This is a genomic window from Thermohalobaculum sediminis (assembly GCF_023487995.1).
Lineage (GTDB): Bacteria > Pseudomonadota > Alphaproteobacteria > Rhodobacterales > Rhodobacteraceae > Thermohalobaculum > Thermohalobaculum sediminis.
The window spans coordinates 124,043-136,540 of record NZ_JAMFKN010000004.1; the positions used below are offsets into that span (position 1 = coordinate 124,043).

At 73.0% G+C, this 12,498-nt stretch carries 5 protein-coding genes; 4 read left to right on the forward strand and 1 reads right to left on the reverse strand.

The window, feature by feature from the left end; all coding sequences use genetic code 11:
* The first annotated feature begins 95 nt into the window (after positions 1-95).
* From M1105_RS20835 to M1105_RS10335, 4 genes are all read left to right on the forward strand, one after another.
* Complete coding sequence (locus M1105_RS20835) at positions 96-1,991, forward strand: autotransporter assembly complex protein TamA (protein WP_249580286.1); 1,896 nt, start codon at positions 96-98, stop codon at positions 1,989-1,991.
* Entirely contained in the window at positions 1,991-6,556 is a 4,566-nt protein-coding gene (locus tag M1105_RS10325; protein WP_249580287.1) for a translocation/assembly module TamB domain-containing protein, read from the forward strand. The genes M1105_RS20835 and M1105_RS10325 overlap by 1 nt, the downstream gene beginning before the upstream one ends.
* 211 nt (positions 6,557-6,767) lie before the next feature.
* Positions 6,768-7,940: an efflux RND transporter periplasmic adaptor subunit gene (locus M1105_RS10330; RefSeq protein ID WP_249580288.1), complete on the forward strand. Its 1,173-nt coding sequence runs from the start codon at positions 6,768-6,770 to the stop codon at positions 7,938-7,940.
* 1 nt (position 7,941) lies between these two features.
* Complete coding sequence (locus tag M1105_RS10335) at positions 7,942-11,130, forward strand: efflux RND transporter permease subunit (protein ID WP_249580289.1); 3,189 nt, start codon at positions 7,942-7,944, stop codon at positions 11,128-11,130.
* A gap of 112 nt (positions 11,131-11,242) precedes the next feature.
* Here the strand turns inward: M1105_RS10335 and M1105_RS10340 are convergent, their stop codons facing one another.
* Entirely contained in the window at positions 11,243-12,439 is a 1,197-nt protein-coding gene (locus tag M1105_RS10340; RefSeq protein ID WP_249580290.1) for a LysM peptidoglycan-binding domain-containing protein, read from the reverse strand.
* Positions 12,440-12,498: the final 59 nt, after the last annotated feature.

Here is a 12,498-nt window from a genome sequence, read left to right on the forward strand (position 1 = left end):
CGATCGGGCGGTTTGCTTCTCCGGCGGGCTGGGTTAACTGTTCCGTGATCGCGCCGCGCCACACGGCGCCGCGAGCGGGAATCGGACCTGGGCGAGTGACCGAGCCAAGACGCATCCTCCGCGCCGCATGGGCGCTCGCCCTTGCCGGCGGGCTCTCGGCCGTCCTTTCGGGTTGCGCCTCGGACCCGCTGGCCGATCCCTTCGCCTTCGATCGCCCCGAGACCGGGATCGACTACACCCCCGTCGTGAGCGGCGCGCCCAGCGAAGAGATCGCCGCGCTGATGGAGGAATCGCTCCTTATCTTCCGCCGGCAGGACCAGGGCGCGCAGAGCGTGGCCTTCCTGCGCCGCCGGGCCGAAGGCGACATCCCCACGGCGCAGAAGATCCTGCGCTCCTACGGCTATTACGGGGCCAGCGTCGAGGCGCGGGTGAGCGAGGTCGCCCCGCCCGCCGGCCAGGGCGGCAATACGTCACCCGCCGCCGAGGGCGGCGAGCCCGCGCCGGCGGCCGCAATCGCCGAGATCGCGATCGACGCGGGCACGCCCTTCACGCTGGTGCGCCACGACGTGATCCTTTCCGACACCGGCGCGGGCCCGGCGCCCGAGCTCGGCCCGGCCGCGAGCTTCGGCTCGCCGGTCGGCGGCCCCGCCGAGGCCGCCGCGATCCTCGAGGCCGAGCGGGCCATGGTCGCGCGCCTGCGCGGCACGGGCCGGCCCTATGCCGCGGGCCGCGGGCGCGAGGCGGTCGCCGACCGCGAGGCCGCGACGCTCGAGGTCGACAGCCGGATCTCGGCAGGGCCGCACCACGTGTTTGGCCCCATCTCGTTCACCGGGGCGCCCGACGTGGACGAGGAATACCTTCGCACCTACCTGCCTTGGGCCGAGGGCGACGTGGTCGATACGGCGCTGCTCGCCGCGTTCCAGCGCCGGCTGATGGGCACGCGGCTGTTCCGTGCAGGCACCGTGACGCTGCCGGACGCGCCGCCGCCGGGCGAGGCCGCGCAGGTGACCGTCGCCCTCGAACAGGCCCCCTTCCGCACCGTCCGGGCCGGCGTGCGCTACAACACCGATGAAGGCCCGGGCGTCCGCGCGGGCATCGAACACCGCAACCTCTTCGGCGCGAACGAGCAGGTCGAGGTGTTGGCCGACGCCTCGCTGGACGTGCAGCGCCTCACCACCACCTTCCGCAAGCCGCAATACCTGCGCCCGTTGCAGGACCTCATCGCCGGCATCGAGCTGCGCCGGGTCGAGGAAGACGCCTATGACGAGCTGGGCGGCACCGTCACGGCGGGCCTCGAGCGCAGGCTTGGGGAGCACTGGACCGTCGGCGCGGGGGGGCTGGCCGAATACAGCTCGATCACCGACCAGGGCGTCACCGACGATGCCTTACTGGGCGGCATCCCGCTGTTCGCCGCCTATGATGGGTCGGACGACCTGCTCGACCCCAAGACCGGCGAGCGGTTGCGGGTTGACCTCACGCCCTTCGGCGGCATCTTCGCGAACGACCCGGTGACATTCCTCACGATCGATGCGCGGGCCTCGGCCTACCGGCGGCTCACCGCCGAGGGCGACGTGGTGGCGGCCGTGCGCGGGCGCGTGGGCTCAATCATCGCCGATGCGCTGTCGGACGTGCCGCAGACCCGGCGGCTCTACTCGGGCGGCGGCGGCTCGGTCCGCGGCTATGCCGAGGATTTCGTGGGCCCGCTCGACGCCGCGGGCGACCCGGTCGGCGGGCGCTCGGTGCTCGAGGCGGGGGGCGAGCTGCGCGGCCGGGTCTGGGGCGATCTGTGGCTCGCGGCCTTCGTCGAGGCGGGCAGCGTCTCGACCGGCACGATCCCGAGCCTCGAGGAGGGGGTGCAGGTCGGCACGGGCGGCGGCATCCGCTACGCCTCGCCGGTCGGGCCCATCCGGCTCGATGTCGGCGTGCCGCTGAACAAGCGGGACGCGGACGACAGTTTCCAGGTCTACATCTCGATCGGGCAGGCATTCTGATGCGCGCGCGGGCTCTCATCGCGGTTCTCGGCGTGGCGCTCGTGCTGGCGGGGGCGCCGGCGCTGGCGCAGTTCTCGCTGCTCGGGCTCAAGAACAGCCTCGTGCAGTTCGCGCTCGAGCGCATCTCGGTGCCGGGCGAGCTCGAGATCACCGCGGCCGGCGTCGAGGAGAGCGAGGACGGCTCGACCGCGCTGGTGGGCGTGGCCTTCGCCGACGCCGACGGCGTCTGGATGCGCATCGGCGCGCTCTCGCTCAGGTGGAACCCGCGGCGTATCCTGCGGGGCGAGCTCGACATCGAGAGCATCGTGGCCGCCGATGTCGAGGTCCTGCGCCGCCCCGGCGCGACGCCCGAGGTCAAGGAGGACGCGGTCCCGGCCGAGGAGCGCGGCCTGTTCGAATGGCCGCGCGCGCCGCTGACGCTGCACCTGCGCGAGATGCGGCTCGACCGCGTTCGGGTGGCCGAAGGCGTGATCGCGGGCCAGTCGCTCGCCTTCGACGCCACGGGCGCGCTGCGGGACGAGGGCGACGAGCAGTCGCTGCGGCTCCAGCTTCAGCGCGCCGACGCGGTGGCCGGCCGCATCGCGCTCGACTACCTGCGCACCTTCGAGGCGAACACGCTGAAACTCGACCTCGCGGCCGAGGAGGCGGCGGGCGGGCTTGTGGCCGAGCTTGCAGGCTTCCCGCCGGGCAGCGCGAGCCGCGTGAGCGTGGCCGCCGACGGCCCCCTGACCGACTGGCGGCTTTCGGTCGATGCGGCGGCCGAGCAGGTGTTCGAGCTCGACGGTCGGGCGGTGGTCGAGGCCAGCGGGAGGCTTCTGGTCGACGGCGATTTCGTGCTGGTGCCCGGCCCCGCCATCGACCCGGCCGCGGCGAGCGTGCTGGGCGAGCGGGCCGAGCTTGCCTTCCGCGTCGCCGAGGCCGAGGACGGCAGCGGCCTGATCCGGGTCGAGCGCGGCAGCCTGTCGTCGCCGCACCTGACGCTCGACGCCTCGGGCACCTATGCCCTGCCGACCGGCGCGGCCGATCTCGCGGTGAACCTGCGCGGCGGCCCCGGTCTCGCCGTGCTGGTCGAGGGCGTCGATTTCGGCGGCTTCGGCTTCGAGGGCCGCGTCGCTGGCGTCGTGCCGGGCGACTTCACCGCCGAGGGCGCGCTCAGCCTCGACGGGCTGGAAACCGAGCCCGCCGATGTCGGCCGCGCGCGCCTCGCCACCACGGTCTCGATGGCGGGCGAGCGCGTGGGCTTCGACGTCGATGGGGGCGTGGCCGGGCTCAGGCTAGACCGGCTGACGTCCGACCTGCTGGGCGAGACCGGCCTGCGCGCGGCGGGGGCCTTCGACGCGGGCGTGCTCACGCTCGAGGCGCTCGCGCTCGACTCACCGCTGCTCGCTCTGGAGGCGCGCGGGCAGGCCGACACGGGCGCGGGCCGCGCCGCGCTCGACTATGCGTTGCGCGCGCCCGAGCTTGGCCCGGTCGCGCGCGCCTATGACGTCGTGGCCTCCGGCGGGCTGGATGTCGAGGGCCGGGTCGAGGGGCCGTTCGAGGCGATCGGCATCAAGGGCTTCGCCCGCCTCGCCGATCTGGTGTTCGAGGGCGAGGGCTATGGCACCGTCACGCTCGACCACGACGTGACCGTGGTCAGCCCCCCGCCCCCCGCCCCCGGCGCCGCGGCGCCCGAAGGCAGCGTCGCGGGCCGCGTGGCGGTGACGGCCGACGGCTCGCGCTACGGCCCGGCCGAGGTCGCGACCGACTTCCTCCTCGCCGGCCAGACCCTGGCGCTCGAGTCGATGACCGCGCGGGCGCTGGGCCTGACGGCGCGAGGCGAGGCGACCGTCGATCTCGCCACCACGCTGGCCGAGGGCGCGCTCGACCTCGCCGTGCCAGATCTCGGGACACTGGCGCCGCTGACCGAGCAGCTGGCGGGCCAGCGGCTCGCGGGCGCGCTCGACGGCCGGGTCACGCTCGCGGCGCCCGGCGGGCGGCAGGATGCCGGGCTCGACCTGCGGCTGCGCGACTTCGCGGGGTTCGAGGCGCGCCTTGCCCGGCTCGGCATCCGCGGCGGTATGCGCGACGCGCTGGGTGCGCCCGAGGCCGACGTGACACTGACGCTGTCGGACGCGCGCCACCCTCAGGCGAGCCTCGCGACGGGCGAGGTCACCGCCGAGCTCACCGACCTCGTTGCCGCGCCAGCGGGCCGCGTGACCTTCGCGCTCGACGGCATCGAGGCGCCGGGCACCGCCAGCCTCGCGCGGCTCACCGGCACTGCGGATCTTGCCGACCTTGCCGCCGATCCCTCGGGCCGTGTCGAGTTCCGGGCCGAGGGGCTCGACGCCGCCGGCGCCGCCAGTGTCGCCGCCATCACGGGGCAGGGCAGCTTCGCGGGCGTGACCACGACGCCCACCGGCCGGCTCGACGCCTCGGCGCAGCGGGTCGAGGCGGGCGGCATCGCCGTGCGCGCAGCCGACCTCGCGGCCAGCCTCGATGCCGCCGGGACGCTCGACGCCCGCCTCGCGGCGCCCTCCGTCGCTGGCGACGGCCTTGCGGTTTCGGGCGCCGAGGTGACGGCCCGCATCGGCGACGCGCTGGGCGAGGCGCCGGTCCTCGACGTCCGCGCCCGCGCCGCCCGTGCCGAGGCCGCGCCGCTTGCCCTCGCGCCGGTGACCGCCAGCCTGCGCGGCCCGCTCGGCGCCCTCGCCATCGCCGCCGATGCGAGCGGCGAGGCGGCGCTGGGCCGGGGCGATCCGAAGCCCGCCTCGCTCATCCTGCGCGTCACCGCGAACGCCGCCACCCCGGACCTGAGCGCGCGCGTCTCGGAGGCCCGCGCCCGCGTCGGCGAGGCCGAAATGGCGCTGCGCGCGCCGCTCGCCATCGGCGTCGCGGGGGGCGTCACGCGGCTCCGGGGCATCGACCTCGGCCTGCCGGGCGGCGGGCTCACGGGGGCGCTCGCGGTCCATCCGGCCGGGCTCGGCGGCGAACTCGTGCTGCTGATGGACGACCTCGCGGCGCTGGCGGCGGCGCTCGGCGATCTCGACATCGCGCTGCCGCTGGCCGGGGGCCGCGTCGATGCGCGCGCGGCCTTCGACACCCGCCCAGGCGCCGCCCGCGCGGACGCCAGCGTCACCGGGCGCGACCTGCTCCTCGACAAGGCGATCGCCGACATCGGCGGCCTCGGCCTCGACGCCCAGGCCCGCTGGGACGGCCGCCGGGCCGAGGCCGAGGCAGCGCTGTCGGGCCCGTTCGGCGACCCGGTGCGTGCGACCGCCGCCCTGCCGCTGCGGCCGACCCCGGGGATCGTTCCCCAGATCCCGCGCGGCGGCGAGATCGACGGCTCCCTGCGCTGGCAGGGGCGGCTCGGCGATCTCTGGGCGCTCGTGCCGGTGCCCGACCACATCCTGGACGGCAATCTCGACATCGACCTCGCGGTGTCGGGCCCGGTGGGCTCGCCCGCCATCGGCGGATCGGTCGCGATGACGGACGGGCAATACCAGAACCTCGAGACCGGCACGATCCTCACGAATCTGACGCTCGGCTCGAGCCTCGACGGTCAGGGCGGAATCGTGCTCGACCTCGAAGCCCGCGACGGAGCCAACGGCACGGTCGAGGCCCGCGTCGCGCTCGACGCCGAGGCGGTGGACGCGACGCTGACCGCCCGCGAGGCGGTGCTGGTGCGTCGCGACGACGTGCGGGCGCAAATCTCGGCAGACATCGCGGCCAGGGGGCCGCTTGCGGGCCCTGCCGTCACCGGCCGCATCAATGTGGACCGCGCCGAGCTGCGGCTGGTGAACGCGACGCCGCCATCGGTCGCCGATCTCGGCGAGGTCCGCTTCAAGGGCGACCCCGTTCCGGAGCCCGTCGAGCCCGCCGGTGACGCCGTCACGCTCGATCTGAAGGTCGAGGGGCCGCGCAACATCTTCGTCCGCGGCCGCGGCCTCGACAGCGAATGGCGCCTCGGTCTCGACGTTGCAGGCACCGCCGCCGCGCCGCGCATCACCGGTGCGGTCGAGCGCATCCGCGGCCAGCTCGACCTGCTGGGGCGCGACTTCGAGCTCGAGACCGGCGAGGTCCGCTTCACTGGCGGGACCGAGATCGACCCCATCCTCGCGGTGGTGCTGGCGCATGAGCGCGACGGCTTCATCGGCCGGATCGAGGTGCGCGGCAACGCCTCGAACCCGCAGATCGGCTTCACCTCGGATCCGCAGGTGCCCGAGGAGGAGGTGCTGCCCCGCACCTTGTTCGGCCGCTCGCGCCAGTCGCTGAGCCCGACCGAGGCGATCCAGCTCGCGAACGCGCTCGCCACGCTGCTCAGCGGCTCGGGCGGCGTGGTCGACAGCCTGCACGGGGCCGCCGGCATCGACGTCCTGCGGATCGACGACGACGGCGACGGCGCCTCGGTGACGGTGGGCAAGAATGTCGCCGATGGCGTCTTCGTCGGCGCCAAGCAGCCGATCGACGGCGGCTCGGCCACCGTGCAGGTCGAGGTCGAGGTGTTCGACGATTTCAGCGTGGACGGCGAGGTGGGCGAGGAGCACGGCTCGTCCATCGGCCTGAACTGGCGCAAGGATTTCTGAGCCCGAAGCCTCCCTGCCAGGCGGGCTTCAGGCGGCGTTCGCTCTTGCGGCATGCCTTTGTTGCAATGCACCTATGCGCCCGGCACGGAAACTTGACGTTGCGTCGACCCGCGACAGCTTCACGCACGTCGGCTATGGTCCGCGCCGATTCCGACCCGAGGGCGGCCGTCTCCCACGGCTGCCCACGCTCTCGCGATGGGAGGCTCCGTCCATGTCCGTCCCCGGCCGTCCGGCCTTCCGCAAGGGCCGCTCAAGCCCGGTCTGGCGCATCGCGCCTGTCATCCTGCTCGCGCTCGCGTGCCTCCCCGCGCGGGCGCAGATGCCCGCGAGCCCGCCCGTCGAGGTCGCGCGGCCGCTGAGCGACCGCGTGATCGACTACACCGTCTACACCGGGCGGTTCGAGGCGCTCGACCGGGTCGAGCTGCGCGCCCGCGTGTCGGGCTATCTCGAGAGCGTGGGCTTCGAGGACGGCTCGACGGTCGAGAAGGACCAGCTCCTCTTCACCATCGACCGCCGTCCCTTCGAGGCCGCGGTCGCCCGCGCCGAGGCCTCGCTCGCCTCGGCGAAGGCCGCGCGCGAACTTGCAGTCCTCGAACTCGACCGCGCGACCCAGCTTGCCCAGCGCAATGTCGGCACGGTGCAGGAGGTCGACCGCACCCGCGCGACGCTGGCGCAGGCCGATGCCGATGTCGGCATCGCCGAGGCCGAGCTGCGATCGGCGAAGCTCGACCTCGACTTCACCGAGATCCGCGCGCCCTTCGCCGGCCGCATCTCGGCCCGCGAGGTCGACCCCGGCAACCTGATCGTCGGCGGCACGACGCAGGCGACGCTGCTTGCGACCCTGGTCAGCATCGACCCGATCCATTTCGTGTTCACCTCGTCCGAGGCCGACTACCTGCGCTACCCGCGCGGCACCCGCGTGGCCGCGGGTGCCGCGTCGGACCTGCCGCCGATCGCGGTCGCGATCCGCCTGATGAACGAGGAGAGCTACCGCCATCCGGGCGTGCTGAACTTCATCGCCAACGAGCTCGATCCCAACTCGGGCACCCTGATCGGCCGCGCGCTGGTCGAGAACCCGCAGCGCGTTATCCTTCCGGGCATCTTCGGGCGCGTGCGCATCCCGGCCTCGCAGGAATACGACGCGCTCCTCGTGCCCGACGAGGCGATCCTGTCGGACCAGGCGCGCAAGATCGTCATGACCGTCGACGTCGAGGGCACGGTCGTGCCCAAGGCGGTCGTCCCCGGCCAGCTCCACCGCGGGCTCAGGGTGATCCGCGAGGGCCTCACGGCCGAGGACCGCGTGGTGGTCACGGGCGTCCAGCGCGCCCGCCCGGGCCAGACCGTGACACCCACCGAGATCACCCTGGCGCCGGGAGACGAGTGAGATGCGCTTCTCGCATTTCTTCATCGACCGGCCGATCTTCGCGACGGTGCTGTCGATCGTCGCGGTGCTGATGGGGCTGGTCAGCTACACCACGCTGCCGGTCGCCCAGTATCCCGAGATCACGCCGCCGACCATCCAGGTCCGCGCCTCGTTCCCCGGCGCCTCGGCCGAGACGGTCGCGGACACGGTGGCCTCGGTGATCGAGCAGGAGGTGAACGGCGTCGAGGGCATGCTCTACATGCTCAGCCAGTCGACCGGCGACGGCAACATATCGCTCTCGATCGTGTTCGCGCTCGGCACCGACATCGACACCGCGCAGGTCCTGGTGCAGAACCGCGTGGCCGCCGCCACCGCCCGCCTGCCCGAGGAGGTGCGCCGCCTCGGAGTGACCACGCAGAAGTCGTCGCCCGACCTGATGATGGTCATCCACATGCTGTCGCCCGACGGCTCGCGCGATCAGCTCTACATCTCGAACTACGCGCGCAGCCAGGTGGTGGACCAGCTCGCCCGGATCGAGGGCGTGGGCCGCGCGACCGTGTTCGCCGAGCGCGCCTATTCGATGCGGGTCTGGCTCGACCCCGACCTCGTCGCCGCGCGCGGGCTCACCGCGTCCGAGGTCGTGCGCGCGCTGCGCCAGAACAACGTTCAGGTGGCCTCGGGCATCATCAACCGCCAGCCTCTCGAGACGCAGTCCGCCTGGGAGCTGCAGGTCACCACCGAGGGCCGGCTCGCGCGCCCCGAGCAGTTCGCCGACGTGGTCGTCGCCAGCACGCCCGAAGGCGGCCTCGTGCGTGTGCGCGACATCGGGCGGGTCGAGCTGGGCGCCCAGGACTACGCGATCAACGGCTATCTGGACCGCGACGTGGCGCTGCCGATCGGCGTCTTCCAGCGCCCCGGGTCGAACGCGCTCGAGACCTCGGAGGCGGTGCTCGCCAAGATGGAGGAGCTGTCGGCGAGCTTCCCGCCGGGCGTGGAATACACCGTCGTCTACAACCCGACCGAGTTCATCCAGGCGTCGATCGACGCCGTCATCACCACGCTGCTCGAGGCGGTCGTGCTGGTGACGCTGGTGATCGTGGTGTTCCTGCAGTCGCTCAGGACCGCCATCATCCCCATCGTCGCGATCCCGGTGTCGCTGATCGGCACCTTCGTGTTCATGCAGGCCTTCGGCTTCTCGCTGAACACGCTCTCCCTGTTCGGCCTCGTGCTCGCCATCGGCATCGTCGTGGACGATGCGATCATCGTGGTCGAGAACGTCGAGCGGTATCTCGAGGAAGGCTTCTCGCCCCGCGAGGCCGCGCACAAGACCATGGACGAGGTCGGCACCGCGCTGATCGCCAGCGTCCTCGTCATGCTCGCGGTGTTCGTGCCGGTCGCGGCGATCGAGGGCATCTCGGGCCAGTTCTTCCGGCAGTTCGCGCTGACCATCTCGGCGGCCGTGTCGATTTCGGGCATGGTCTCGCTCACGCTCTCGCCCGCCCTCGCGGCGCTCTTGATGCGGCCCAAGCACCGGGGGGACCGGGGCGGGGTGCTGACGCGGCTGTGGAGCCTGCTGACATGGCCCTTCCGCCAGGCTGGCGCCGCCTTCAACTGGGGCTTCGAGCGGGTCGCGGGCGGCTATGCCTGGCTGGTGCGGCGGCTCATGCGCATCATCGTGGTGATGCTGGTGGCCTATTGCGGACTGATCTACCTCGCGATCGACCGCTTCCAGTCGGCGCCGACCGGCTTCATCCCGCCGCAGGATCAGGGCTATCTGATCACGGTGGTGCAGCTTCCCGCGGGGGCCTCGATCTCGCGCACCGACGCGGTGGCACGGCGTGCGGCGGACATCGCGCTCCAGCATCCGGGCGTCGCCCATGCGGTGCCGATCGTCGGGCTCGACGGCGCGACCTTCACCAACGCGCCGAACGCGGCCGCGATCTTCCTGCCGCTGAAGGCGTTCAAGTGGCGCGCCGAGAACGGCTGGACCGCCGGGCGCATCCAGGGCGAGCTGATGGGCCAGCTCTACCAGATCGCCGAGGCGAATATCTTCATCGTCCAGCCGCCCTCGGTGCGCGGCGTGGGCTCGACCGGCGGCTGGAAGATGTATGTCCAGGACCGCCGCGGGCGCGGCCTCGCGGCGCTCGAGGAAGCCGCCACCGCGATGATGATCGAGGGCAACCAGACCGAGGGGCTGCAGGGCGTCTTCTCGCTGTTCAACACACGCACGCCGCGCATCTTCGCCGACATCGACCGGGTGAAGGCGGAACTCATCGGCGTGAGCCCCGAGGCGGTGAACCAGACGCTCGAGATCTATCTCGGCTCGGCCTTCGTCAACGACTTCAACTTCCTCGGCCAGACCTACAGGGTGACGGCGCAGGCCGATGGCCCGTTCCGCGACGATCCGGGCGACATCGCCGACCTGCGCACCCGCTCGGCGGCGGGCGCGATGACGCCTATCGGCGCGGTCGCCACGCTGTCCGAGACCACCGGGCCATGGCGGGTTGCGCGCTACAACCTGTTTCCGGCCGCGGCCGTGCAGGGGGGTGCTGCGCCCGGAACCTCGACAGGCGAGGCGCTCGACCGTGCCGAGGAACTGGCCGGGCGCGTCCTGCCAGCGGGCTTCGGCTTCGAGTGGACCGAGCTGTCGCTGCAGGAGAAGATGGCCTCGGGCTCGATCGCCCTCATCTTCATCCTTGCCGTGGTATTCGTGTTCCTCGCGCTGGCCGCGCAGTACGAAAGCTGGCTGCTGCCGCTCGCGGTGATCCTGATCGTGCCGATGTGCCTGCTCGCGGCGATCACGGGAGTCACCTATCGGGGGATGGACAACAACATCCTCACGCAGGTGGGCCTTGTCGTGCTGGTGGGCCTTGCCGCCAAGAACGCGATCCTGATCGTCGAGTTCGCCCGGCAGGCCGAGGAGGACCGCGGCCTCGGCCGGGTCGACGCCGCCGTCGAGGCCGCGCGGCTGCGCCTGCGGCCGATCCTGATGACCGCCTTTGCCTTCATCCTGGGCGTCGTGCCGCTGGTGATCGCGACCGGCGCGGGCGCCGAGATGCGCCAGGCGCTGGGGACGGCGGTGTTCTCGGGCATGCTTGGGGTAACCGGCTTCGGCCTGATCTTCACACCGCTCTTCTACGTGCTGTGCCGGTGGATCGGCGTGGTCGCCCGGCGCGCGGCGGGATGGGAGAAAGCCGGGCAGGGGGGCTGATGACCCCCGCTGCCCGGCCCGAGCGGCCCGCCGCGCCCGGAGATTGCCCGGCGCGATAGGTGCGTACCACCATCAAGCCCCCCGGCCCGGTGCCCACCCTTGGCCCGCCGCGTCAGCGCGCGGCCAGCCGCTCGATCTCGGCGTGCCGGGCCACGATGGCGGCCCAGGCCCCGTCCGTCCGCATCTCGACCAGCGCCGCGTCGATCGCGCGCAGCGCCGCCACGGCGGTCTCGTTCGTCTCGAGCGCCACCGCGTGCAGGGTCAACTCGGTGCCCAGCATCTCGGCCTCGACCACACGCTCGCCCAGTCCGGCGGCCGTGATCTCGGCCTCGGCCACGGCGGTGCTCACCGACACTGCGTCCACGCGGCCTGCTGCCAGCAGCGCGAAGCACTCGGCCGCGCTCGGGGGGGCCACGCGCTCGACATTCGGCGCGACCAGCGCCTCGGCTTCCAGGTCGGCGTCATAGGCGCCCGCGGGCCGGCATAGCCGGCGTCCGAACAGCACGCCCGGATCGGAGGCGAGCGCGGTTTCGTCGCCCGCGCGGAAGTAGTAGCCAAAGCGCAGCTCGTAGAGCGGGGCGCTGAAGACGAAGTCGCTGCACTGCCATTTCGTCTCGCGGTCGAGCGAGACCGCGCGCGCGCAGTCGGGCCGGGGCCAGGGATACGCGATGTCGTGCTCGCCCTGCGGCAGCATCTGCGTGAGATGCGCGGCGCGGTCGCCGTCGAAGGTCACGGGGTCGGCGCGCCCGATGCCGGCGCGCTGGAGCGCGGCGGTAAGAAGCTCGGTCAGCATGCCGCCGCCGGGCCGGCCGGCGCCGACGAAGGGCGCGAAATCGACAGCCGCGAGGAGGCGCAGGTCCGCTCTGCCCTCAGCGCCCGCAGGCGTGCCCGTCGCGCCGCTGCTCGCCGCGGGGGCAAGTGCGGGCTGGAAGGCGATCGAGGGGCGCGCGGGCTCGGCCGTCGCTGGCGCGGCGGCAAGCGAGGTGCCGGCATCGACCCGCGCCAGCGGGCTTGCCGGCGTATCGCCGAGGCACGGGATCGCAATCCGCTGACCCACCCGCAGCAGCGAGGGGTTCGAGAGGGTGCCGCGGTTCGCCTCGAAGATGGCCGAGAAGTTCCCCTGCCCATGGGCTCGGATGGCGATGGCGCGCAGCGTGTCGCCCGACTGGATCGTGTAGGGCTCGCCGCCGCAGGCGATCTGCGTGCTCTGCGCCGCCGCCCCCGGCGCGGTCAGCGCGACGGCAGCCGCGGCGAGCAGCGCCGTGAGCCCGCCGGTCCTTGCCGCCCTTCGCCAACAGGTTGAGTTCATTGCCTTCTTCCCCACTCTCACGCGCCAAGGCCGTTGCCGGTCCCGCCGCGTGCCATCCT